The organism is Virgibacillus senegalensis (assembly GCF_000821245.2).
In the GTDB taxonomy this organism is placed as follows: Bacteria; Bacillota; Bacilli; order Bacillales; family Amphibacillaceae; genus Sediminibacillus; species Sediminibacillus senegalensis.
Window position 1 is genome coordinate 505,796 of record NZ_LN611425.1, and the last position, 24,944, is coordinate 530,739.

General features: G+C 42.2%; 27 protein-coding genes and 1 pseudogene. 26 read left to right on the forward strand and 2 right to left on the reverse strand.

Annotated elements, in window-relative coordinates:
* The first annotated feature begins 3 nt into the window (after positions 1 to 3).
* The 14 genes from xerD (at position 4) to BN1067_RS13320 (ending at position 12,729) form a co-directional block, all read left to right on the forward strand.
* Complete coding sequence (gene xerD / locus BN1067_RS13255; protein WP_053219433.1) at positions 4 to 891, forward strand: site-specific tyrosine recombinase XerD; 888 nt, start codon at positions 4 to 6, stop codon at positions 889 to 891.
* A gap of 96 nt (positions 892 to 987) precedes the next feature.
* Complete coding sequence (gene deoB, locus BN1067_RS13260; RefSeq protein WP_110943488.1) at positions 988 to 2,169, forward strand: phosphopentomutase; 1,182 nt, start codon at positions 988 to 990, stop codon at positions 2,167 to 2,169.
* 13 nt (positions 2,170 to 2,182) lie between these two features.
* Entirely contained in the window at positions 2,183 to 3,001 is an 819-nt protein-coding gene (locus BN1067_RS13265; protein WP_053219330.1) for a purine-nucleoside phosphorylase, read from the forward strand.
* Positions 3,002 to 3,013: 12 nt separating this feature from the next.
* Positions 3,014 to 4,315 (forward strand): pyrimidine-nucleoside phosphorylase, encoded by a 1,302-nt coding sequence (locus tag BN1067_RS13270; RefSeq protein ID WP_053219331.1) that lies wholly within the window; start codon positions 3,014 to 3,016, stop codon positions 4,313 to 4,315.
* A 93-nt stretch (positions 4,316 to 4,408) separates the two neighbouring features.
* Positions 4,409 to 5,608, forward strand: a complete 1,200-nt coding sequence (locus BN1067_RS13275) for a D-alanyl-D-alanine carboxypeptidase family protein (protein WP_053219332.1) — start codon at positions 4,409 to 4,411, stop codon at positions 5,606 to 5,608.
* 105 nt (positions 5,609 to 5,713) lie between these two features.
* Positions 5,714 to 6,067 carry an anti-sigma F factor antagonist gene (gene spoIIAA, locus BN1067_RS13280; RefSeq protein WP_053219333.1) on the forward strand — a complete coding sequence of 118 codons (354 nt, stop codon included), beginning with the start codon at positions 5,714 to 5,716 and terminating at the stop codon, positions 6,065 to 6,067.
* On the forward strand, positions 6,064 to 6,504 hold the full coding sequence (spoIIAB, locus tag BN1067_RS13285) for an anti-sigma F factor (RefSeq protein WP_053219334.1): 441 nt from the start codon (positions 6,064 to 6,066) through the stop codon (positions 6,502 to 6,504). The genes spoIIAA and spoIIAB overlap by 4 nt, the downstream gene beginning before the upstream one ends.
* A 10-nt stretch (positions 6,505 to 6,514) precedes the next feature.
* On the forward strand, positions 6,515 to 7,270 hold the full coding sequence (gene sigF / locus BN1067_RS13290) for an RNA polymerase sporulation sigma factor SigF (protein ID WP_053219335.1): 756 nt from the start codon (positions 6,515 to 6,517) through the stop codon (positions 7,268 to 7,270).
* Positions 7,271 to 7,683: 413 nt separating this feature from the next.
* On the forward strand, positions 7,684 to 8,319 hold the full coding sequence (locus BN1067_RS13295) for a stage V sporulation protein AA (protein ID WP_324777977.1): 636 nt from the start codon (positions 7,684 to 7,686) through the stop codon (positions 8,317 to 8,319).
* Positions 8,297 to 8,716, forward strand: a complete 420-nt coding sequence (locus BN1067_RS13300; protein ID WP_053219336.1) for a stage V sporulation protein AB — start codon at positions 8,297 to 8,299, stop codon at positions 8,714 to 8,716. The genes BN1067_RS13295 and BN1067_RS13300 overlap by 23 nt, the downstream gene beginning before the upstream one ends.
* A 28-nt stretch (positions 8,717 to 8,744) precedes the next feature.
* Positions 8,745 to 9,311: a stage V sporulation protein AE gene (locus BN1067_RS13305; protein ID WP_053219337.1), complete on the forward strand. Its 567-nt coding sequence runs from the start codon at positions 8,745 to 8,747 to the stop codon at positions 9,309 to 9,311.
* On the forward strand, positions 9,308 to 10,813 hold the full coding sequence (locus tag BN1067_RS13310; protein WP_053219338.1) for a spore germination protein: 1,506 nt from the start codon (positions 9,308 to 9,310) through the stop codon (positions 10,811 to 10,813). Before BN1067_RS13305 ends, BN1067_RS13310 begins: the two co-directional genes overlap by 4 nt.
* Before the next feature lie 165 nt (positions 10,814 to 10,978).
* Positions 10,979 to 12,292 carry a diaminopimelate decarboxylase gene (lysA, locus tag BN1067_RS13315; protein WP_053219339.1) on the forward strand — a complete coding sequence of 438 codons (1,314 nt, stop codon included), beginning with the start codon at positions 10,979 to 10,981 and terminating at the stop codon, positions 12,290 to 12,292.
* Positions 12,293 to 12,294: 2 nt separating this feature from the next.
* A complete protein-coding gene (locus tag BN1067_RS13320) occupies positions 12,295 to 12,729 on the forward strand; it encodes a peptidylprolyl isomerase (RefSeq protein WP_053219340.1) in 435 nt (144 codons plus the stop codon).
* Positions 12,730 to 12,858: 129 nt separating this feature from the next.
* On the opposite strand, the pseudogene BN1067_RS20235 reads toward BN1067_RS13320, so the two are convergent.
* Positions 12,859 to 13,523 (reverse strand): annotated as a pseudogene (locus BN1067_RS20235) (transposase); the annotation flags it as partial.
* A gap of 839 nt (positions 13,524 to 14,362) precedes the next feature.
* Between BN1067_RS20235 and BN1067_RS13330 the strand changes: the two are divergent.
* A complete protein-coding gene (locus tag BN1067_RS13330) occupies positions 14,363 to 14,716 on the forward strand; it encodes a GNAT family N-acetyltransferase (RefSeq protein WP_053219342.1) in 354 nt (117 codons plus the stop codon).
* A 185-nt stretch (positions 14,717 to 14,901) separates the two neighbouring features.
* Here the strand turns inward: BN1067_RS13330 and BN1067_RS13335 are convergent, their stop codons facing one another.
* Positions 14,902 to 14,985, reverse strand: coding sequence for a YjcZ family sporulation protein (locus BN1067_RS13335; protein ID WP_035426703.1), 84 nt, complete (start codon positions 14,983 to 14,985; stop codon positions 14,902 to 14,904).
* A gap of 186 nt (positions 14,986 to 15,171) precedes the next feature.
* Here BN1067_RS13335 and BN1067_RS13340 point away from each other — a divergent pair, with 186 nt between their 5' ends.
* From BN1067_RS13340 to ccsB, 11 genes are all read left to right on the forward strand, one after another.
* Positions 15,172 to 15,903 carry a segregation/condensation protein A gene (locus BN1067_RS13340; RefSeq protein WP_053219343.1) on the forward strand — a complete coding sequence of 244 codons (732 nt, stop codon included), beginning with the start codon at positions 15,172 to 15,174 and terminating at the stop codon, positions 15,901 to 15,903.
* 5 nt (positions 15,904 to 15,908) lie between these two features.
* Positions 15,909 to 16,505 carry an SMC-Scp complex subunit ScpB gene (scpB, locus tag BN1067_RS13345; RefSeq protein WP_053219344.1) on the forward strand — a complete coding sequence of 199 codons (597 nt, stop codon included), beginning with the start codon at positions 15,909 to 15,911 and terminating at the stop codon, positions 16,503 to 16,505.
* A 47-nt stretch (positions 16,506 to 16,552) separates the two neighbouring features.
* The gene (locus tag BN1067_RS13350; protein ID WP_053219345.1) at positions 16,553 to 17,035 is read left to right on the forward strand and encodes a DUF3907 family protein; all 483 of its coding nucleotides are present in this window, start codon (positions 16,553 to 16,555) and stop codon (positions 17,033 to 17,035) included.
* Between the two features lie 283 nt (positions 17,036 to 17,318).
* Complete coding sequence (locus BN1067_RS13355; protein WP_053219346.1) at positions 17,319 to 18,203, forward strand: superoxide dismutase; 885 nt, start codon at positions 17,319 to 17,321, stop codon at positions 18,201 to 18,203.
* A gap of 121 nt (positions 18,204 to 18,324) precedes the next feature.
* Positions 18,325 to 19,464, forward strand: a complete 1,140-nt coding sequence (locus tag BN1067_RS13360) for a D-alanyl-D-alanine carboxypeptidase family protein (RefSeq protein WP_110943490.1) — start codon at positions 18,325 to 18,327, stop codon at positions 19,462 to 19,464.
* Positions 19,465 to 20,055 carry a nucleoside recognition domain-containing protein gene (locus BN1067_RS13365; protein WP_053219348.1) on the forward strand — a complete coding sequence of 197 codons (591 nt, stop codon included), beginning with the start codon at positions 19,465 to 19,467 and terminating at the stop codon, positions 20,053 to 20,055.
* Entirely contained in the window at positions 20,052 to 20,585 is a 534-nt protein-coding gene (locus BN1067_RS13370) for a spore maturation protein (RefSeq protein ID WP_053219349.1), read from the forward strand. The genes BN1067_RS13365 and BN1067_RS13370 overlap by 4 nt, the downstream gene beginning before the upstream one ends.
* Positions 20,586 to 20,678: 93 nt before the next feature.
* On the forward strand, positions 20,679 to 21,419 hold the full coding sequence (locus BN1067_RS13375; protein ID WP_053219350.1) for a pseudouridine synthase: 741 nt from the start codon (positions 20,679 to 20,681) through the stop codon (positions 21,417 to 21,419).
* A 45-nt stretch (positions 21,420 to 21,464) separates the two neighbouring features.
* Positions 21,465 to 22,043, forward strand: a complete 579-nt coding sequence (gene resA / locus BN1067_RS13380) for a thiol-disulfide oxidoreductase ResA (RefSeq protein ID WP_324777897.1) — start codon at positions 21,465 to 21,467, stop codon at positions 22,041 to 22,043.
* 28 nt (positions 22,044 to 22,071) lie between these two features.
* Positions 22,072 to 23,706, forward strand: coding sequence for a cytochrome c biogenesis protein ResB (gene resB / locus BN1067_RS13385; protein WP_053219351.1), 1,635 nt, complete (start codon positions 22,072 to 22,074; stop codon positions 23,704 to 23,706).
* Positions 23,707 to 23,742: 36 nt separating this feature from the next.
* Positions 23,743 to 24,933 (forward strand): c-type cytochrome biogenesis protein CcsB, encoded by a 1,191-nt coding sequence (gene ccsB, locus BN1067_RS13390; RefSeq protein ID WP_053219352.1) that lies wholly within the window; start codon positions 23,743 to 23,745, stop codon positions 24,931 to 24,933.
* Positions 24,934 to 24,944: the final 11 nt, after the last annotated feature.

Consider the following 24,944-nt stretch of genomic DNA (forward strand, 5'->3'; position numbering starts at 1 on the left):
AAGATGAAAGATGAAATGAATGATTTTTTCCATTACTTGACCGTGGAGCGGGGATTGTCCGAGAACACCTTGCAATCCTATAAACGAGATCTGAAGCAATACCAGTTATTTCTGAACGAAACCCTGGAGGTTAAGGAATGGGAAGAGGTGGAACGCCATCACATCATGCAATTCTTATACCAGCTAAAAGATAACGGCAAATCGTCAGCTACGATTGCCAGGACACTGTCTTCTTTAAGGCTTTTTCATCAATTTATCGTAAGAGAGTACGGCATCAGCAAAGATGCAAGTTTACATATAGAAACACCGAAAAAGGAACGAAAGCTTCCGAAAGTCCTCTCTTCTAAGGACGTGGACAAGCTGCTGAACATTCCGGAAAAGGATGCATTGGCGATTCGAAATAAAGCCATGCTGGAGATGCTGTATGCTACTGGACTCCGGGTTAGTGAATTGATTTCATTAAAGGTTTCGGATCTTCATCTTACCATGGGATTTGTCCGGTGCTTTGGGAAGGGATCAAAGGAAAGAATTGTCCCTTTAGGCAACGTTGCAAGTGAAGCTGTGGAAAAATATATTCATTCTGCTCGAGGTGCATTGCTTAATCGAAAAAATACCGATGCCTTATTTTTAAACCATCACGGAAACCAATTGACGAGACAAGGGTTTTGGAAGGTATTGAAAGCGATTGCCAGAGATGCTGGGATCAAAAAAGAAATCACGCCGCATACATTAAGACATTCCTTTGCGACACATTTGCTTGAGAATGGTGCAGATTTACGAGCGGTACAGGAAATGCTCGGCCATGCAGATATATCGACCACCCAGGTATATACGCATGTAACAAAAGCGAGAATGAAGGATATCTATCAGGCTTATCACCCAAGAGCCTGAATTTTCTGTTTACAGTTGTCTGACATCCTACAACAATTCTTTAGCAGCATAATTGCAGTTAATTAAGGGAAAGTAATTTATATAGGAGGGATCGTTGTGAAGAAATTCAATCGTGTATTTTTAATTGTTATGGATTCTGTAGGGATAGGAGAGGCTCCGGATGCTGAGAAATTTGATGATAAAGGAGCGGATACATTAGGCCACATTGCAGAACATATGGGCGGTTTGAAGATGCCGAATATGGGTCAGCTTGGTTTGAGCAATATTAGAGAAATAAAAGGAATATCCAAAGCGTCCGCCCCAAAAGCACACTATACAAAAATGCAAGAAGCATCCAATGGCAAAGACACGATGACTGGACATTGGGAAATAATGGGGTTGAATATTCAACAACCGTTCCGGACGTTTCCAGAGGGGTTTCCTGATGAATTGCTATCGGAATTAGAAGAAAAAACGGGACGGAAGATTATTGGGAATAAGCCTGCATCCGGTACTGAAATCATCAAAGAGCTTGGGAAAGAGCATATGGAAACAGGGGCATTGATCGTGTACACCTCTGCCGATTCCGTATTGCAAATCGCTGCACATGAAGAGATTATTCCGATAGAAGAACAGTACCGCATTTGTGAAATCGCCCGAGAACTGACGCTTGATGAAAAATACATGGTCGGCCGTGTAATTGCTCGTCCGTTTGTTGGAGAACCGGGTGCATTCGAAAGAACCTCGAACCGTCATGACTATGCGTTGAAGCCTTTTGGAAGAACAGTGATGAATGAGTTGGAAGATGGCGGCCTGGATGTCATCGCACTAGGTAAAATTTCCGATATTTACGACGGAGAAGGTGTAACAGAAGCAATCCGCACGGTAGACAACGAGGATGGAATGACCAAATTGTCCGAATCAATGAATAAACCGTTTCGTGGCTTGAGCTTTTTGAATTTGGTAGATTTCGATGCTAAATATGGCCATCGTCGCGATCCGCAAGGTTACGGGGAAGCATTGGAAAGTTATGATTCCCGTTTACCGGAAGTGCTCGATAAATTGAAAGACGATGATTTGCTCATCATTACTGCTGATCATGGAAATGATCCCGTTCATCACGGAACAGACCATACAAGGGAATATGTGCCATTGCTCGTATATCATACGGGAGTGAAAACCGGAAATGAACTTGAGGTAAGAAAAACATTTGCCGATATCGGGGCAACGATTGCCGATAATTTTCAGGTTAAAATGCCGGAACATGGACACAGTTTCTTGAAAGAAATCAGTGAATAGGGGGAATAAGCCAATGAATAAGAAAGAATTGAAAGAATCGGTGCAATTTATTGAATCTAAGTTGGAGGAGAAGCCGGTTATCGGTCTGATACTTGGCTCTGGCCTCGGAGTACTGGCCGAAGAAATCGAAAATCCTGTCGTCATTCCTTATAAGACGGTACCGCATTTTCCAGAATCTACGGTATCCGGTCATAAAGGCCAATTGGTGGCCGGCGAACTTGAAGGAAAGCAAGTAATTGCTATGCAGGGACGTTTTCATTTTTATGAAGGATACCATATGGATCAGGTAACATTTCCTGTACGTGTCATGAAGCTATTAGGAGTGGAGAAATTACTAGTCACCAATGCAGCCGGCGGTATCAACGAAAACTTTGAACCAGGGAATTTAATGCTGATCGAGGATCATATCAACAATATGGGAACAAATCCGTTGATTGGTCCTAATGAAGAAGAATTTGGTCCCCGTTTCCCGGACATGTCTCGCGCTTATGACAAAGATTTACTGGTACATGCTCGCAAATGTGCAGAACAATTGGATTTATCGATTCAACAAGGTGTGTATGTCGGTAATACTGGTCCTGTTTATGAAACGGGAGCAGAAGTAAAAATGCTACGTACACTGGGAGGCGATGCGGTTGGAATGTCAACGGTGCCTGAAGTGATCGTAGCAGCCCATATGGGAATCAAAGTACTAGGTATTTCTTGTATCTCCAATATGGCAGCTGGTATTCTGGACCAGCCTTTGTCTCATCAGGAAGTAATCGAAACGACTGAACAGGTACGTCAGGATTTCTTAAGTTTCGTGAAACAAATTGTCAAAACTTTACCATAAAAGGTGATTACTATGAGAATGGTTGATGTGATACTGAAGAAACGGAATGGTCAAATGTTGACAGAGGCGGAAATTCGTTATTTTGTCGAAGGATACACCGCTGGAGACATCCCGGATTATCAAGCCTCTGCACTAATGATGGCGATTTATTTTAAGGGAATGAGCGCTGATGAAACAGCGGTTCTTACAGAAGCAATGGCGCAATCTGGAGATACTATCGATCTATCGGCAATCGAAGGGCATATAGTGGACAAACATTCCACAGGAGGCGTAGGAGATAAAATTACTTTTATCACCGGCCCTTTGGTTGCTTCGGTCGGTGTACCTGTAGCGAAAATGTCCGGCAGGGGATTGGGTCATACAGGAGGAACATTGGATAAACTAGAATCGATTGCCGGTTTTCAAATTGAAATGAGCAAAGAAGATTTTATCTCAAACGTCAATACAAATAAGCTGTCTGTAGCTGGCCAAACAGGCAATTTGGCCCCAGCAGATAAAAAGCTCTATGCATTGAGAGATGTAACGGGAACAGTCGATTCCATTCCTTTAATTGCTGGTTCCATCATGAGCAAGAAGCTTGCCTCCGGAGCAGACAGTATCGTCTTGGATGTGAAAACAGGATCCGGAGCTTTTATGAAAACATTGGATGAATCACGGGCACTTGCTCAAGAGATGGTCAATATTGGCAAGAAATTAGGCCGTAACACGATAGCCGTAATTAGTGATATGAACCAGCCTCTTGGCTATGAAATCGGTAATGCAAATGAAATAAAAGAAGCTGCAGAAGTACTCCAGGGAAAAAAGGTCGAGGATTTACGGAATCTCAGCCTGGAATTGGCCGCGCATATGGCGGTGTTGGCAGGGGCTTTTTCATCTTATCAGGATGCATACGGCGAGCTTGAAAACAATCTGGATAATGGAAAAGCGTTCCAAGCATTCCGTACATTCATTTCTGCCCAGGGCGGGGATATATCCATGATTGATGATTTATCCCGACTGCCGGCAGCAGCCCACCATATCAAGGTGGTGTCTGACAAGGAAGGATACGTAGAAGAGATAGATGCCGAATCGATAGGGGTTGCAGCCATGTATTTGGGGGCAGGAAGGGCGACAAAAGAAGATAAAATCAATCATTCCGTCGGTATAACCCTGAACAAAAAAATCGGCGACGAAGTGAAAAAAGGTGAAACGATAGCGGTTTTGCATAGTGAAGATACAACGCCGAATGATTCCTTGGAAAAAGTGAAAGAAGCATACAAAATTGCCCAAGAAAAACCAAAAAAACAACAGCTAATATATGAAGTGATCAAATAATGAAATGACCCGGGTTAAATCCGGGTCATTTTTTTGTTATAAATTATCCTCTACATGGAAAAAATAGCAATACTAACATATGGAGGTATTGCTATGAAAAAAATAATCTTGCTACTTTCGTTTCTGTTGATTTTCTCTGTCGTTTTGCCCGGCAACTTGATGGCTGAGGAAAATAAGGATAATCAAAATAATGACAAGACAGAAGAGGATCAGCTGAATCTAGCAGAGAACTCTCAATCAGCAATATTGTTGGAGCGAGACACGGGAAAAATCCTTTATGAAAAAGATGCACATAAGCAATTGCCGCCGGCGAGCATGACGAAAATCATGACCATGATTCTTATTATGGAAGCTTTGGATGAGGGGAAATTAAAACTAGATGAAAAAGTGAGAGTGAGCGATTATGCCGCCTCGATGGGTGGGTCGCAAATCTTTCTTGAGGCAGGAGAAGAAATGAAGGTAAAGGATCTTTTGATGGGGGTGGCTGTCGCTTCTGGAAATGATGCTAGTGTTGCATTGGCAGAAAGAATTGCCGGAAGTGAACAAGCCTTTGTCAAAATGATGAATGATAAAGCAAGAAAATTAGGATTGGAAAATACACGTTTCCAAAATACGACAGGGCTGCCTGCAGAAGGACATTTCAGTACGGCTTACGATATGGGAATCATGGCAAAGGAACTGTTAAAGCACGAAGAAATAACAGAATATACAAGCATATATGACGGCTATTTACGAGAAGGTACAGAGGACGAGTTTTGGCTGGTCAACACAAATAAACTGGTCAAGTTTTACCCGGGGGTTGACGGACTGAAAACAGGTTATACTTCTGAAGCAAAATATTGTTTAACCGCAACCGCAAAGAAAGATGATATGCGGGTGATTAGTGTTGTGTTGGGAGCAGATACACCTAAGAAACGCAACAGTGATGTCACGCAGATGCTTGATTATGCATTCAACCATTTTGATACCAAACAGTTATTTAAGAGCAATCAACCAGTATCAAAGTTGAAGCTGTTAAAAGCAGCCAATGAGACGATTGATGCGGTTACCGATGAACCAATATCCTTGATTTACAAAAAAGGGGAGCCTTTGGATGACATCGAAACCAATGTTGTCATGAAGGAAGATATTTCACTCCCATTAAAAAAGGGAGATACAGTAGGAAAGGTCGAAATCGTCCATGATGGGAACATCTTATCCGAAACGCCACTGATAGTAAAAGAAAACGTTGACCATGCAGGTTACTGGCAATTATTTAAAAGGACGTTTCATGCCATGTTGAAAAAAGATTGATTTTTTCTGGTTTTAACGAATTATCACTTCTTTTGTCACCTTGCAGGATTTAAGTTAATCGGTAAAGAAAAGATTCACTACAGAAACAGTAAGGAGGAATCAGTAGTGAGTCTAAACGTACAATTTACAACCAAAGAGAATGTTTTATTGGTTCGTCTCTCGGGTGAGCTTGACCACCATGCATCAGATCGTTTGAAAAAGGAATGGCAGCAGGCAATCAGGGATAATAACGCGAAACATGTAATATTAAATTTAGAAGAATTGGATTTCATGGACAGTTCTGGATTGGGAGTATTTTTGGGGAGGTACAAAGAAGTGATGCAATTGGGTGGAGAGATGGTTGTTTGTTCAATATCTCCTGCAGTGAAACGTTTGTTTGATTTGTCGGGATTATTTAAAATCCTTCGGCTGGAAGAAAGTGAAGAGTATGCATTGCTTCGTTTGGGGGTAGCCTCATGAAAAATAATATGCATTTAGAATTCACCAGTATCAGTGAAAATGAAGCATTTGCACGTGTTACTGTCGCGTCTTTTGTGGCACAGCTTGATCCGACGATGGACGAATTAACCGAACTGAAGACAGTTGTCTCCGAAGCCGTAACGAATTCCATTATTCATGGCTATGACAATTGTGAAAACCAAAAGATTTATATCAGTTGTTCCATTGAGGACGATGAAATTGAATTAATCATTAGGGACGAAGGTGTAGGTATCCAGGATATTGACGAAGCCGTACAGCCATTGTACACCTCGAAACCTGAATTGGAACGTTCGGGAATGGGATTTACCATCATGGAAAATTTTATGGATAAGGTTGAGGTTATTTCACACCCCGGAGAAGGCACCACGCTTAAGTTGTATAAACAACTGAAAAAGAGTAAAACCTTGTGCAATTAAGGGGATGCCGATGGAGATAGAGCTGAAAAAAAGTCATAAAGAGGACCCATTGACAAATGAACAGGTAAAGGAATTGATTGTGAAAAGTCAGAAAGGTGACCAGTGTTCCAGAGATCGGCTTGTGGAAAGTAATGTCAGGTTGGTTTGGTCCGTTGTCCAGCGTTTTATCAACCGGGGATATGATCCGGATGATTTGTTTCAAATTGGTTGTATTGGCTTGTTAAAATCCATTGATAAATTCGATTTGTCCTATGATGTGCGGTTTAGTACATATGCCGTGCCCATGATTATCGGAGAAATCCAACGTTTTATACGGGACGACGGTAGTGTCAAGGTGAGCCGGTCCTTGAAAGAAACAGGGAATAAGATACGTAAAGCAAAGGATGAATTGACCAAAACGCTAGGTCGGGGGCCGACTGTTAGTGAACTAGCCGACAAGCTGGAGATATCGCCAGAGGAAGTTGTTCATGCTCAGGAGGCTTCCAAACTCCCTCATTCGATTCACGAAACCGTATATGAGAATGATGGAGATCCGATTACCCTGCTCGATCAAATAGCAGAACAGGATACGAAGTGGTTTGACAAAATTGCGTTGCAAGATGCAATCCGGAACCTGGAAAAAAGGGAAAGGCTGATTGTTTATCTCCGGTACTATAAGGACCAGACACAATCAGAAGTGGCAGAACGGCTTGGAATCTCTCAAGTACAAGTATCGCGGCTCGAAAAGCGAATTCTTCAATATATAAAAGACCAGATCGGTGTTTAGAAGAGTATCTTGTCATACTGTGGCGGCTTGAAAGCCAAGTACCTTACCAGAGACCCTGGAAGCCTTTTAATTGCCGATTATAAAATGAAAACCGAGCGAATTCGAATGTTTATCATATTCGAATCATTGTTCGGTTTTTTCTTTGATCAAATGGTTTTGTACTACCCCGTTGTTATGTAGAGTAACGTTCATCCAAAAGAAACCTCCCCCTTCAAATGATAAACGATGTCAAAAGAAGTTTATCTTACTGACATTCTCCATTTTTCGGCAATAGCGAGATCGTTCCTTTCATTCGTCTTATAATTGTAATGGAATAAGTTGTTCTTTTCCCAAATGCCTTGACGGGCTTTTGGGCAGTTGATGCATGTTTACGGTACCGGTTATCCATAATAAGAAGGAATCCGACAGTGGAGGTGGCTGGTTTGAAAGGTATTGTATACCTGAGATTGAAGAAGAAGCTATATGTCACGGAGGATACAACAATCCGTCTTAAGGATATCGCTGTTATATCAGGTACCATGGCCGATGTTCAACAGTTGGGTGAAACACACATTTATCAAGTAACCCCTGAAGATCAAAATGTATCGGTAATAGACATTTTCACTGTTATTGACAAATTGACCGTTCTTTATCCCAATCTGGAATTCCAGCAAGTTGGCGCAGCTCAAACAATATTAATGATTGAAAAAAAGAAGAAAGAGGTTCCCATTCTGCTGGTGACATTGATCTGGTTACTCCTGTTTATTGGATCAGCGATGGCAATCATGAACTTTCACTATGATGTCAGTATGCAGGATGTCCAACAACGGTTGCATTTTTTGTTGACAGGAGAACACAAAGATTATCCCCTTTGGATGCAAATTCCTTACTCATTTGGTTTGGGGATAGGGATGATCCTTTTTTTTAACCATTTATTCAAAAAAAGGTTCAATGAAGAACCAAGTCCATTGGAAGTGGAAATATTTAAATACCAGCAGGACCTGGACAGTTATGTCACTTACCATGAAAACGAGTTGAATAAAGAGCATGATAATCACCATACTCGTTGAGATATTTATTGGATTAGCGTCCGGGCTTGTAGTAGGAACTGGGTTTGTCGCATTCCTGACGGTACTGGGCATCATTCCGCGACTCGTTCAATTAAGCAAAACCAACGCTTTTATTAAAACGTATGAAGCAAGTGTGACAGTTGGCGCTCTATTTGGCACCTATCTTTCCTTCGTCGGTGTTTCACTTCATCTATCATTGTGGGTTCCGATTTTCTGGGGAGCTTTCCACGGCGTTTTCATAGGAATGCTGGCTGCAGCGCTGACGGAAGTATTGAATGTTTTTCCATTATTAGCAAAACGGATCGGGATGGAAAATCATCTTCTTTGGCTGCTCATGGCTATTGTGCTTGGAAAAATAGCCGGTTCGCTGTTTCAATGGATATTTTTTGTTAAATAATTATCACCACCCGAAAGGAATCGGTGCCATGGTACGACCGAAAAAGGTAATTATCATTACAGATGGGGATGAATACGCAAAGAAAACCATCGATTACTTATCTAGGGAAATCGGGGGAACTTGCTTGTCGTATTTATCCGATAATCCCACACATGTGACGGAAAATCAGGTAACAGAAGCAATAATGGCTGCGGAAGAAGAGCCGGTATATGTTTTGATCGATGACGGTGGGGCACCGGGCCCTGGGGCAGGCGAGAAAATATTACTCGCACTTGCAGCAAACGAAAAGGTACAAATAATTGGTGCAATTGCTGTAGCCTCGCATACTAAAAATGCAGAATGGACAAGATTCACACTGGCAATTGACCAGGATGGCGAATTGACTTCCTACGGCATCAGCAAAGAAGGTATCCCCATTCCCGAAATTGGAAGGATAAACGGGGATACGATTTATGCCTTGGACCAAGTAGATATTCCTGTCGTGGTTGCCATTGGCGATATTGGGAAAATGCAAGGAAAAGATGACGTGAAAGTGGGATCACCGATTACGAGAAAAGCCATAGAAATCATCCTGGAAAGAGGTGGTAATCGATGAAAAAACAAAAAGAACAGAAGAAAAAAAACACCATATCAAAAGACCTCTTGGATAACCAGCATTTTATGGAAGAAAAAGTCGGTGTCGGTACATCCTTTGACGTTGGTTTTCGCGAACTGGACATATTGAAGAAAAAAATACAGCTCTATTATTTGACAGGTCTTTGTGAGACACCAACGATTGTCGAGCTGTTAAAGAAACTAACGGACATCAATGAAACCTCCTCTGTTACAACAGGAAGAAATAAAAGCAATATTTCTGAGATAATAGGAAGCCACCTAGTCCATCAACAAGTTACCAAAGTGTCCACCATGGATGAAGCAATAGACCAAATGCTTAGCGGATTAATCGTTATATTCATGGATAATGAATCGGAAGCATATGTAGTGGATGTCCGTACTTATCCAGGTCGTACACCAGAAGAGCCGGATACTGAAAAGGTCGTTAGGGGCTCTAGGGATGGTTTTACAGAAAATATTATCGAAAACACCGCTTTAACGAGGAGAAGAATCAGAGACGAGCGGCTCCGTCATGAGATGATTAAAGTAGGAGAACGTTCCAAAACTGATATTTGCATTTCTTACTTACAGGATGTTGCGGACCACGGCCTCGTAAAACTAATCAAGGACGAATTAAAACACATCGAAATAGACGGGATCTCCATGGCGGATAAAACCATTGAAGAATTCCTTGTAAAACAAGGCTTCAATCCCTTCCCGCTCGTCAGGTACACCGAGAGACCTGATGTCGCGTCGACTCATTTACTGGAAGGCCATGTTCTAATCATGGTGGATACTTCGCCGAGCATGATCATCACTCCGACTACTTTTTTCCATCACGTTCAGCATGCGGAAGAATACAGACAAGCGCCTGCAATCGGGACCTTTGTGCGCTGGGTTCGCTTTTTGGGGATATTTGCATCGGTATTCCTGCTGCCATTTTGGCTGGTATTGGTAATGGAACCGGAATATCTCCCATCATTTCTTCAGTTCATCGGACCGAATGAAGAAGGGAACGTACCTATTGTCTTGCAATTGATCGTCGCCGACATTGGGATCGAATTTTTACGGATGGCAGCGATTCATACGCCAACCCCGCTTTCTACTGCCATGGGGTTGATCGCCGCCGTATTAATTGGACAAATTGCTATCGATGTGGGTCTATTCAGTGCGGAAGTCATTTTATATGTATCGATTTGTGCCATTGGCTCGTTTGCTACCCCGAGTTACGAATTGAGCATAGCCAATAAATTGTCCCGAATGATTTTGATTATTGTAACCTCGATCTTTGGATTAAAGGGAATGGTTATCGGGTTTACGGTTTATATATTGGCACTAAGCTTGACCAAGTCATTAAATACACCCTATTTATGGCCGTTTATTCCGTTCAACGCCAAAGCCATGCAACAGATTATCTTTCGTGTATCCGTTCCTTTAACCAAAGACAGGCCAAGCATCGTACATCCCCGTAACAATTACAAGCAGCCAAAAGCAAAACGTTGAACCTTCGACAAGGTTATGGTAAATTAGCTTTATCTATTTTTTGAAAAGTGGAGAAAATCAAACGATATGCAGGTTGTTTCCAACTGATCAAAAACGATATCCCCTTGCTCAGCAACACATAAACATACTTTTGGGCTGCAGCAATTTATAATGGAGGTGCGGGGAATGAATCATCCTTTTCATACAAATGAAAACGGTCATCTGGTAGTCGGTGGTGTAGATACTATTGATTTAGCAAAAAAGTATGGAACACCTCTGTTTGTGTACGATGTTTCGTTGATTAGAAAAAATGCGAGGGCATTTGTAGATACTTTTCGAAAAGCTGGTGTCCGTGCCCAAGTGGCGTACGCCAGCAAGGCTTTTTCTTCGATAGCGATGCTGCAAGTAGCAAAGCAGGAAAATTTGAGCCTTGACGTCGTTTCACAGGGGGAATTGCATACAGCGCTGCAAGCTGAGTTTCCCGTTGACAGGATTCATTTACACGGGAATAATAAGAGTTTTCAGGAATTAGATATGGCAGTAAGCCACAATATCGGCTGTATCGTGCTCGATAACTTTTATGAGATCGAATTATTGAAGGATGTCCTGAACAAGCAAGGCAAGAAAATGGATGTCTTATTGCGCGTAACCCCGGGGATTGAAGCTCATACCCATGATTATATTTTAACTGGAAATGAAGACTCTAAATTCGGTTTTGATTTGGGGAACGGGCAAGCAGAGCAGGCGTATCGTCTGCTTCGTGAGATTGATTCCATCAATGTAATCGGTTTGCATTGCCATATTGGTTCCCAAATTTTTGAAACTGACGGTTTTTTGATGGCTGTTCGTCGGCTATTTGAAACACTTGGAGAGTGGAATCAACATTATGGATACCGGCCGAAAGTTCTTAATCTGGGAGGCGGATTCGGAATCCGTTACACAACGGAAGATGAACCACTTCCTTTGAATGGTTATGTGGATGCTCTTGTACAAGAAGTAGAGAAACAGGTAGAATATTATGGACTGGATTATCCGGAAATCTGGATTGAACCTGGAAGAGCGATTGTAGGAAATGCAGCTGTTACCCTATATAAAACGGGTTCCATCAAAGACATACCTGGTATAAGAAAATATGTGTCTGTTGATGGTGGGATGACAGATAATATACGGCCAGCACTCTATCAGGCTAAATATGAAGCTGTCGTTGCGAATAAGGCGGATGCGCCATTGACTGAAACGGTATCCATAGCTGGAAAGTGCTGTGAATCGGGTGATATGCTGATTTGGGATATGGAAGTTCCAGATGTAGAACCTGGAGATATTCTGGCAGTATTCAGCACAGGAGCATATGGGTATTCCATGTCCAATCACTATAATCGGTTTCCAAAAGCAGCGGTGGTATTTGCCGAGCAAGGTGAAGCTCAGTTGGTAATCCAGAGGGAATCTTTTGAAGATTTGACACGAAATGATTTGCCATACGGCATAAAGGAGAGGGTTTAATTATGAAACAAGCAACGATTGAATTTGAAAATGGGGAAGTAATCAAAATAGAAATGTATGAGGACGCTGCTCCTAATACAGTGGCAAACTTTGAAAAGCTTGCTAACAGCGGTTTTTACAACGGAGTAACTTTCCACCGAGTGATCCCGGGCTTTGTCGCACAAGGAGGAGACCCTACTGGTACAGGTGCTGGTGGACCAGGTTACACGATCAAGTGCGAAACCGAAGGAAATCCGCATAAACATGTTGCAGGTTCCTTATCGATGGCTCATGCTGGAAAAGATACTGGGGGAAGCCAATTTTTCCTTGTACACGAACCACAGCCGCATTTAGATGGTGTTCATACAGTTTTTGGACAAGTAATTGAAGGAATGGACACAGTATTGCGTATTAAACAGGGAGACGTCATGAAAGAGGTCAAAGTAGAAACTGTTTAAAAAGAGGGCCTAAAGGGCGAGGCCACTGAAAAACTGAAGTTTTATGATAGGTAGAATTTTAAAAAAGCGGTCAGTGCGGAAATTATTCCATACTGACCGCTTTTCGTCTAATTTTAGAGGTTTGTGCCTCTATTCCTTCATTAGTTTAACGATTCGTTTTACGTTTGCCGTTGAAAATCGCATCGCACCTTGAACGCGCATGCCTTCGAGACCCGAAGATGAGGCGGCCTCATATCCTTCCATTCACTATTTTTAGCTCCAATCTTATATCGTTCCTTCGCCCTTTCTTTAACGGTATCACTGTTTTGAAAGGTGTGTTGACCGATATGATATATTCGTCGGATTTTAAGCTTACCGAATAACTTTTGGTTTTGGCACCAGGTTTATAACATCTTTTCTGAAGGGACACCGTTTACACTTTTCTAAAAGTCATATGACCAGCCAGACAAACGTACAAGCCAGTGTCTTTATTAGGTTCAAATTCTTCTTCTTTCTTACGATATCCAAAAGAAACCGAAGGGTTAAACTTGGAAATGAGTCGATCTTGTGTTCTTTGGCATAGTTAATATTTCCCTTTGCCGAATAAGCTGTATCTCCAATGACTTCCTTTACTCCTATCCCGGCTTCTTGGCTTTTCTTTACCAACGCAGGTAATTGCTTCCGTCCGTTTTCTCTCCGGTAGTCACTGTGGCCGCCCTAATAATACGTTCCTGCGTCATGCCTAGGTGTGTCTTATATCCAAAGAAAGCAGAGTCAGCTCATTTATGCCCCAAACGGGCATCAGGATCTTGGGATGTACAAGTAAAAAGAGTGATTTTCTTTTTTAAATCAAAGAGAGAGAGGCCTTTGGCAATTCCGCGATGAGCGAGCGGTGGTGACACCTGCGGGAACGCGCGAGCCAAAGATCCATTTGGTCAAGTGATCTTCTTGACCAAGTTAGCTGAGGCCGTGCCCGCGGCAGAAATCCACCGACAAGCGATTCGCGGAATCAACAACGAGCTTTGACAGCCACTTTAGATTAAAAGGACTTTTTCAGTAGCCTCCTAAAGTGCTCGCTTTTTTTGCCTTTTTTGGCAACTGAGTGGCGCTATAGGAATGGGAAGGTGATCCCTGACGTGATGTAAATTAGCATAACAGAGGAAATAAGCGAGACTCCTGCGCTGGTCTTCCTGTATCTTGAACTTTCTGTTTTAGACCACTAAAATGGAAGAGATAGCGTTTTAGGTTTGCAGTAATTAATACGAGCCTGTCAAAGATATGAGGAAGCGTACGGAAAATTGATGGAAAACGAAAATGTGTGGAAACGGCGATTTCAAAGAAATAAATTTGGTATAGAAAAGAGTGGAGTTCATGAGCGAGAAAAAAAGAAATTGGATACTTTTTTTCGTTTTGCTGGGAATTGGTTTAGTATGGGGACTCATTTATTGGTTTTATATCATCCTGTAAGGTATGCAGTTATTTGACAAAATGGATAATATAGTCCATAAATATATTATAGTTCACCAAATAAAGGGTGATAATAAAAATGAATAGCGATAAACAGGAGAAAAAGCTTTTTTGGCTGATGGCAATAGTCGGCTTCATTTTTCTTCTATCGATCATAAGTAAGCTAATTTCTAATTGAGGGGTAATTATGTTAATTCGCTATAAGAAAAGCTTTGAAAAAATTGCAATGGGGCTTTTGTCATTTATGCCGGAAGAGAAAGAAGTAAAGAAACTGCAAAGCACCATTAAGGAATATGAGGAAAATCCAGACTGGCAGTTGTTCCTATGGAAAGAAGAAGACATTCTCGGAGCTGTCGGTGTCCGGTTTGAAAATGAAATTAATGTAGTCATCCAGCATTTAACGGTTAATCCTTCACACCGAAACATTGGCATCGGACAAAAAATGGTTCAAGCAGTCAAGAATATGTATGAGCAGCAGTATGCTGTTTGTGCCGATGATATGACAGAGCGTTTTCTTGAAAGATGTGAAGCGGGACAATAATGTTTATTTGTCTGGAGCGCTTGAAAAAAGCCAGCTTTATTATAGAGCTGGCTTTTCGAGTTTCAAGAGTTATCGTATAATAGGATATGCGGAGTTACGCTTCAAATTATGTAACCGGCCTTGCAGAAAATGTAGGCCGGTTTTTACAGGGTTTTAGAATTTCTTGATCGAGTCCTAATTGGCTTTTATAGCCAGGCTGCACCTACAATAATTAGAAGAATGAATAGTACTACGATCAAAGCGAATCCGCCACCGTAATATGCACCCATATCTAATGCCTCCTTTGATTGAAACGTAATGGTTTAACTTACAGTAATAATCTATGCGTTTTACACGATGGCGTATGGGCATATATGCCGGCTGGGAAAATTTTTTAACTTGGAACCAAGTTTACTATATACTGGAGAGCCGGAAAGACCAGGGTCGAATGATGGATCAGCAAGGGAGGAGAAATGATGAGTTTGAAATATGAAGTACATACGGATGCATTCCAGGGCCCGTTAGATCTCTTGCTGCATTTGATCAATCAGTACGAAATTGACATTTATGATATTCCTGTGGCAGAAATCACCGAGCAGTACATGACATATATACATACGATGCAGCAGCTTGAACTCAATATAGCCAGTGAATATTTGGTCATGGCGGCAACGCTGCTTGCTATAAAAAGTCAGCTTCTGCTTCCTAATCAAACTGTAGAACCGGAAGATGAAGAATATGAAGAAGATCCCCGAGAAGATCTAATGCGCCGGTTGATAGAATATCGGAAATATAAAGAAGCGGCAGATCAATTAAAGGAGAGAGAGCTGGAAGCCAATAAAATATACACGAGACCGCCTGTTGAGTTTGAAAAAGCATCAGGGTCCAAGCCAATGGTACAAGGAGATGTTTCCATCTATGATATGATTGCTGCCATGAATAAAATTATGGAGCGAAAAAAATGGGAGAAGCCTGTCTCGACAAAAATTCAACGGACAGAAATCCCTATTAAACAGAGAATGGAAGAAGTCATGACACAAGTAAAGGGACGACCGGACGGAATTGCTTTTGACGAATTATTCCCTTTTCCTTCTCGTTCCCACATTGTTGTTACGTTCATGGCTGTACTTGAATTGATGAAAGGGAAACAGGTTTACTGCACCCAAGAGAAGCATTTTGACGAACTAATGATTTATTACATGAGGTGAACCACGTGGAGTTATCAGAATATAAAGCAGTGATGGAAGGACTTTTGTTTGCATCGGGAGATGAAGGAATCAGCCAAAAGCAACTCGAGCAAATTTTAGAGTTGGATGCAGAAGCTGTTCAACATGTTCTTGAGGAACTAAAATACGATTATGAACATGCTGAGCGAGGTATAACGATAATGGAGTCAAATGAAGTGCTGCATCTAACCACAAAGCCCGAACACACAGCGTATTACCAAAAATTAATGGACACACCGCAAGCTTCAAGGCTTTCTCAAGCTGCGCTGGAAACTTTGGCCATTATTGCGTACCAACAGCCCATCACGAGGGCGGAAATAGAAGAAGTCAGAGGCGTCAAAAGTGACCGTCCGGTTCAAACGCTGATGTCCAGAGGGCTAATTAGTGAGAAAGGAAGAAAAGAAGGGGTGGGAAGGCCGATATTATACGGGACCTCAACAGAGTTTCTTACCTATTTTGGCCTTCGTTCCCTTGATGAACTTCCGCCACTTCCTGAAAATGTCGAACAAGCGGATGTCGAAGGGGAAGCCGATTTGTTTTTTAAGAAATTCCAGGATCAATTGGAAGAGGAAAATGGACAGTAGCCTATTTTTCAATCATTTTATCAACAGAGGTAACGGGAGGCTTAATAATGGACGACGATTTGTTAAATGCTCATGTAAAAGAAGTAAGCATTTTTCTGGAACAATCTCTCCATGAAATCAGCGGTTATTTAAACAATTGTAAATTGGAAGATTTAATGCATGAGGAAGGAAGCGGAGAGTTCGAGTATTATAAGGAACTGTTAAAGGCGCTTAGAAGACTGGAGGTTTTTTGTGACGAAGCCAACGATACGGTTAATGGTCTGCTTCGTGAAGAACCTATCCGGGAGACTGCGGCTGAACGGACCTTGTGTGGAATTCATCATCAGTTCATTTTGGGCTTCTTTTCACCCAAAAATGATGTGTGGTATGAGGATAGCCGGGCATCTTATTCGGGAAAAACGAGTATTAAATTCCATCATCAACCCCCTTATTCTTTTTTACGATTGATGGAACAATTAGAAAAAGCATTTCAGTATATGCGCGAGGAATTAAGCTATTACGAAACGGCAGACCAGAAGAGAATGTCTTGATTAGGGCTGTCACCATAAGCGTATCGCACGGCAGAAGCATCAGCATGTTTTCATGTTGATGCTTTTTCTGTTTTCTAAGTCTTTTTAGTAGGACTTAAACCATCACAAAATAAATAATAGATAGAAGAATATGATCTCAGCTACAACTAACTTTTTCAATCAGACTTCCAGTGAGGGACTGCTGGAAGTGCTGCTAAAAAAATGCCTTTCCAATTAAATGGAATTGGCTTTCCTAGGCACACATAGGCGAGTTCCCGGGCATAGAATATCGGGAGGTGATTCGATGAACGAAAAAAAGAAACAGTACTTAAGCTCCTTGAAAAATTGGGGTCAGGAAATTGAAGAAAAAATGGGAAGCGTTAAATTAGATGAAAAGGATTCTGAAGAATGGAAAAAACAACTGATCGACTGGAAAGCCTTATTGAATACCCTTTTAGAAGAAAAGGAGGAACCTACAGACGAAAAAATAGAGCTGGTAGAGGAGAAAAGCGTCAAACTGTTTCATCTAATAAAATATTTAATGGAAAAGCCGAGACAAAGGCCGGATGTAATACAGCCAGGACAGCACAAATTACCTGATTTACCATATCCTTATAATGCGTTGGAGCCCTATATATCCGAGCGCATCATGCGTCTTCACCATGATCGGCATCACCGATCCTATGTAGACGGTTTGAACAAAGCGGAACAAGAACTGTACACGAAAAAGCCGGATAGTGACTTAATAAAACATTGGATGCGGCAACAGGCTTTTAATGGTTCTGGCCATTTTCTTCATTCTTTGTTTTGGGAAAACATGTCCCCACGTGGTGGCGGGAGACCCTCTGGAAGATTGCTGAGACAAATAGAACAGGATTTCGGTTCGTTTGATGCGTTCAAATCCCTTTTTTCCAAAGCGGCCGAATCGGTCGAGGGAGTCGGTTGGGCTGCACTCGTTTGGGAGCCGCGCTCAGGTCGACTTGCCATCCAAACGATCGAAAAACATCAAATGTTCAGTTTATGGGACGTTATCCCATTGCTAGTGTTAGATGTATGGGAGCATGCATATTACCTGCAATATGAAAACAAACGTGCAGACTATGTGAACAATTGGTGGAATATAGTAAACTGGCAGTCTGTTTCCCGGAGATTAGAAACTGCCAGGCAATTGAATTTCCCCTTGGTGTAAACTTGGGACCGGAACAGGCAGCGAAAATGGATAATGCACTTCGCTGGTTGTTCCGGTTTTTGAATGGTTCGGATGTTTCTAATTAGCGCTTTTATACATACGCCTGTCCTTCCTGCATATGATGGTACAAGAGAGTAGGCAGGGAGGTATAACGTTGAAGCGATTAATACATCTCGTTAGCGGTATTTGTTTAGTAATAGTGATCTTCCTACCTGGACAGGCAGCGGCTGCACCAGGGGTTTCAGCTGCACACGCCGTTCTGATGGAACAGTCTACAGGAAGAGTGTTGTTTGAAAAGGATGCTCATGAACCACAGCGTATAGCAAGTATTACGAAAATAATGACCGCGATAATTGCAATAGAATCGGGAGAATTGGAGGATATGGCGACAGCCAGCAGACGTGCCGTCTATACCGAAGGCTCTTCCATTTATTTGGAAGAAGGGGAAAAAATGAAATTGAAAGACCTGGTATATGGCCTGATGTTGCGGTCTGGTAACGATTCGGCAGTTGCGATTGCCGAGAAAGTAGGAGGAAGTGTCGAAGGATTTGTCCATATGATGAATGAAAAGGCTGCATGGCTCGGTATGACCGATACAACCTTTGAAAATCCTCATGGCCTTGATTCGGAAAATCACCGTTCCAGCGCTTATGATATGGCATTGTTGATGCGGTACGCGATGGACAATGACATATTTAAAGAGATCACCGGCGCTAAATCCTATAAGGCAGAAACGAGGACATATGCCTGGGGAAATAAAAATAAGTTACTGACCCAGTATTATGAGTATTGTACCGGTGGAAAAACAGGTTACACAAAAAAAGCTGGAAGAACGCTTGTTTCAACAGCCGAAAGAGACGGAATGTCCCTTATTATGGTAACCATAAACGATCCGGATGATTGGCGGGACCATATGCGTTTGTTTGATTGGGGATTTGAAAATTATCAGATGACGGATTTACAAGAGCGGGGAGTGGAGCAATTTAATATTCGAGGTACAAATAAAGAACTGAGCGGTTACTTCCCTGAAAACCTCCAGTATCCACTTACGCACAAAGAACAACAGCAAGTGACTAGTTCAGCTTATTTTCTGCATTCAGCTTTGGAAGCTGACAGCCAACCAGAGACAATCGGAAAGAAGGTTTTCAATGTAAATGGCAATTATTTAACGGAAATGACGATTAGGAAAAGTGATTCCGGCCATGATACAGGCCGATACGGTTTTTGGCAGCTATTTCAAAAGATGACAGGGGTCTTTTAAGTGGTTAATTATATTTGGGCAGGAATGGCCGTTGTCGGGATTATATATGCCATGTTCAATGGAACCATGGAGGAAGTCAATAAGGCTTTATTCGAAAGTGCCGATGATGCAATTACGTTGTCAATCGGATTGATTAGTGTGCTTGTCTTCTGGCTGGGGCTGATGAAAGTAGCCGAGGAGGCTGGCCTTCTTGCCATGCTTGCCAAGCTGTTCAAACCGGTGGTGACTCGATTGTTCCCGGAAATTCCTAAAGATCACCCGGCTATGGGATATATTTTATCCAATTTCACGGCAAATTTATTCGGTCTCGGCAATGCTGCTACACCCATGGGTATCAAAGCGATGCAGCAGATGAAACAACTGAGCCAGACGGATGAAGCCAGCCGTTCTATGATCACTTTTCTGGCGATCAACACCTCCAGCTTGACCCTGATTCCAGCTACAGTCATTGCCATTCGTATGAAGTATGATTCAACTGCACCGACCGAAATAGTCGGTACGACGATTATCGCCACCTTGATATCATCAACAGCGGCAATTATGATCGATAGATTATTTTACTATAGAAGGGTGAGAAAGCAGAAAAAATGAGTTTCGTTTCCACAATCAGCAGTTGGATGATTCCGCTCATTGTTTTAGTTGTCCTGATTTCTGCTTCTTGGAAAAAGCTTCCTTCTTATGAACTGTTTGTGGAAGGTGGCAAAGAGGGGATTCAGATGGCCTTTTCTTTGCTTCCTTTTTTATTGGGGATGATGGTATCGATTGCGATACTGCGAGGTTCAGGGGCTTTGGATGCTTTTATTTCGTTCCTTGCACCGCTTTTGCATGTTTTTGGTGTACCACCCGATATCGTTCCTCTATCGATCATTCGGCCGATTTCAGGCACCGCAGCTCTTGGAATGACGACGGAGCTGATTCATACACACGGTCCCGACTCGTTTATTGGAAGGCTCGCTTCTACTATGCAGGGGAGTACAGATACCACATTCTATATTATTACGATTTATTTCGGGTCGGTTGGAATCCGTCGGATGGGAGATGCTTTAAAAGTTGGACTGTTGGCAGACCTAATTGGTATAATAGCTTCAATCGTTATCGTGACGATTGTTTTCTCAAACTAAGCGTTGACTTTAAAGTTAACGCTCTTCTTATTGTCTGGTAATCGGCAATAAAACCCACAAATACAAATATTAAAAGAAGACTTGGTGATAAAAATGGCTAACGAACAGGAAAGACTGCAAAAAGTAATCGCACAAAGCGGGGTTACATCCCGTAGGAAAGCAGAAAAACTTATTGAAGAAGGAAAAGTGAAGGTAAACGGTCAAGTTGTTACAACGCTTGGTACGAAAGTGTCCTCCGATGACAAGGTAGAGGTGAATGGGGTGCCGCTAGAAAAGGAAGAACCGGTCTATTATCTCCTTTACAAACCACGAGGTGTAATTTCAAGTGTTCAGGATGATAAAAACCGAAAAGTCGTAACCGATTTTTTGCCGGAAATCGAACAGCGTGTGTTCCCGATCGGCAGGCTGGATTATGATACATCTGGTTTGCTGCTTTTGACGAATGACGGAGATTTTGCCAATTTGCTCATGCATCCAAAACATAAAATAGACAAGGTTTATGTTGCTAAGACAAAGGGGATACCTGATAAAGAAGCATTACGGCAGATGAAAAGAGGGGTCGTCTCAGAAGGAGAACGGTTAAGAGCGTCTTATGCGAAAATTTTGTCGACGGATGCAAAGAAAAATACGGCGATTGTCAAGATCGTTTTGCATGAGGGGAAAAACCGCCACATTAGACGAATGATGGAAGCTTTGCAATATCCGGTTGATAAATTGAAGCGGGAAGAATATGCATTTTTGAACCTGCATGGGTTAAATGCAGGCGAATGGCGGGAGCTGACTCCGCATGAAGTGAAGAAGCTTCGGACACTTGCGGAAGAAAATGTTAAATAATGTTCAAAAATCCGGCTTGCTTTTAATGATATAATGGCGTAGGGAGTGAGTACGTTGAGTAAAATAGAGGAAGCAAAAAAACGGAAGCAAAGAAAGAAAAACATGCGTCTTCTTTTCCGTTCCAGCATACTCCTTGTGTTGTTGGCAGCGGTGGTATTTGCGTTGGTTTCCAATTTCACAAAGGATAAAACGGTAATAGGAGTAGGGGCAGAGGCGCCCAATTTTAAATTGGAACGCTTGAACGGCGAAGGCGGAGAAGTATCCCTTGATGATTTAAAAGGGAAAGGGGTCATGCTTAATTTTTGGGCCACTTACTGTGGACCGTGTAAAGACGAGATGCCTTATATGGAAAGCCTGTATCCGGAATATAAAGAAAAAGGTGTAGAAATCTTAGCTGTCAGTATGGATTCAAACGATTTAGTCGTAAACCGATTCGTCGATAAGTATGAGCTTAGTTTTCCGATTGTCAGAGATAATGGGGGACAAATATTGGAATTATATGATGTCGGTGAGCTCCCGTCTACTTTATTTATCAATGCAGATGGAGAAGTTGTGGACAAGGTATCGGGTGCATTGACACTAGATCGGTTGGAGGGGTATTTGCAAAAAATCGAACCTCAATAACAACAGCGGAAAATTGTGAGGGATTGGAATGAAACAAATAACTTGTGAATCTTGCGGACATGTCAATCCGGAAGGAACCGTCTTGTGTGAAGCTTGCGGAAAGCCGATTGAAAAAAATCAGCATATAGATGGCAATAAACCCGGGAAACTACTAAACATGCGTTATGAAGGCAGTGCAAGAAGGTCACAAACCTACAATAAGTCGATAATAGATAAAATATGGAATTTCTTTTCGTCGGTGAAAGTAGGAGTGACGTTAATCGTCATAACATTAATCGCTTCTGCAATCGGAACGATTTTTCCACAGGAAATGTATATTCCACCGAATGTTGACCCGGCACAGCATTATGCCGATCAATACGGAATATTGGGTAAAATCTATTATCAGCTGGGTTTACATAATTTATACAGTTCCTGGTGGTACATGATTTTGATCGCTTTGATCGGTACGTCCATCATCATTGCCAGTATTGATCGCTATGTTCCGCTTCGCAGAGCTTTGAAGATGCAGAAACCAAAACGGCACAAAGCATTTTTGCAGAAGCAGCGATTGTTTAGTGAGTCGGAGGACATAACCACTCAGGATATTGACCATGTGAAAAAACAGTTAAAAAAACAGCGGTATAAGCTTACGGAAGAAAACGGACATATACTTGCTGAAAAGGGTCGCTTTTCGAGATGGGGCCCGTATGTCAATCATATCGGATTGATTGTATTTTTATTAGGTGCACTCATGCGTTTTATTCCTTTCATGTACATAGACGATTATGTTTGGGTAAGGGAAGGAGAAACAGCTGTCGTCCCGGACACAGACCAGCAGTATTATGTGGAAAATAAAGAATTCACCCTTGAAACTTACGATGAAAATGATGAAAGGTATCAGGTAGCCATTCAAAAACAAGGTGGTGCTGTACCGAGCAATTACCAGACAGATGCAGTCATTTATAAGGCTTCAGGAGAAGCTGTCGCAGGAGAAAACCCGGAATTGGAGAAGGTGAAGGAAGGCAGTATCCAAGTAAACAAACCTCTGAAGTTTGACGGATATGCACTTTACCAGTCGAGTTATCAGCTTGATGAGTTTAAATCCATGACGTTTAAAATCCATGAAACAGATGATGAAGCAGAAGAAGCCCTTGCCAGTTTTACTGTCAATTTGATGGACCCAGAGTACGAGTATGAACTGGACAATGGCTTCCGCGTGGTTATTGACCAATATTTCCCTGAATACTCCATGGACGAAGGCACACCGGTTTCTCAATCCAAGTATCCGCGAAATCCAGCATTTGTCTTTTTTGTTTATCCGCCAGGGGAAGACACGCCGGAAGTCAGCTTTGCAGGAATCGGCAGAAATGTCGATGCATCTGGAGAAAACGATTATAAAGTTGGGTTACAAAATTTTGAAGTGCGAGATGTTACCGGTCTGACGCTTAAACGCGACTATACTCTTCCGATTATCGCACTTGGTGGTTTGATTTTCATGATTGGTGTCATCCAGGGTATGTATTGGCAGCACCGCAGGGTATGGATTCATCCAACAGAGTCCGGAGTAATGCTTGCAGGCCATACGAATAAAAACTGGTATGGAATAAAGCGTGAAATCGAAAAAGCAATTGAGGGAACCGAATTAAACATGGTAGAGGATCAACAGGAAATTAAGCAATAGCGTCGTTTGTAAACAAACGGCGGAAGGAGGAGAACGATGGGAGATTTGATTCAGTTAAGCAGTACACTGCTTTATGTTGCGTTTATTTTATATTTAGTGGCGACTTTTGTGTTTGCCGGCACGATAAGGGATAAACGGTCGGATAAAGGCAATGGTACGTTAGGAAAAGTGGCCATTACGATTACAATCATCGGTTTTTTGACACAAGTAGGTTATTTTATTACCAGGTGGATTGCAAGCCAGCATGCACCGGTAAGTAATTTATTTGAATTCACCACTTTTTTTGGCATGATGCTTGTTTTAGCCTTTATCATCATTTATTTTATATACCGGTTGAACTTGCTTGGCCTATTTACATTACCTGTCGCTTTATTGATCATTGCCTATGCAAGTATGTTCCCGCGGGATATATCCCCGCTAATTCCTTCGCTGAAAAGTCATTGGTTGTATATCCATGTTACGACAGCGGCAGCCGGTGAAGCGATATTGGCGGTCAGCTTTGCAGCCGGACTGATTTATTTGATAAGACAAATCGACCAAACAAAGCGCAGTAAACGGACAACCTGGCTGGAAGTAGTCCTATACGCCATCTTTTCCACGTTGGGTTTTGTTATCATTTCTTCCTTATTCAGCGCTTTAAATTACAGTGCAGAATTTCAATTCCCGGTTGAGGGAGAAGAAATGTCCGTGGAGTATCAGCTTCCTGCGATTGTCGGTCCGAATGACGGAGAGTTGTTGACGGAAGGTTCTATGCAGCCTTGGTTCGATGCGCCTGGTTGGATGCATGGTGAAAATGCTGCAAGGAAGTTTAATACACTGATTTGGTCTGTACTGACTGGTGCGATACTGTATTTGTTAGCAAGATTGATTTTAAGGAGACGGATTGCGGCCGCTATTCAGCCATTGTTGAAACGGGCGAATCCTGATTTAGTGGATGAAATTTCCTACCGGGCAGTAGCAATCGGATTTCCGGTGTTCACCCTTGGTGCTTTAATTTTTGCTATGATATGGGCGCAACAGGCTTGGGATCGTTTTTGGGGTTGGGACCCTAAGGAAGTGTGGGCGCTTATCACGTGGTTCTTCTATGCGGCTTTTCTACATTTGCGGTTATCCCGCGGTTGGCACGGGGAAAAATCTGCATGGCTGGCAGTCGGAGGGTTTGCAATTATCATGTTTAACCTGGTCGCCGTCAACTTGATTATTGCTGGGCTCCACTCTTATGCGTAATACCGATAATG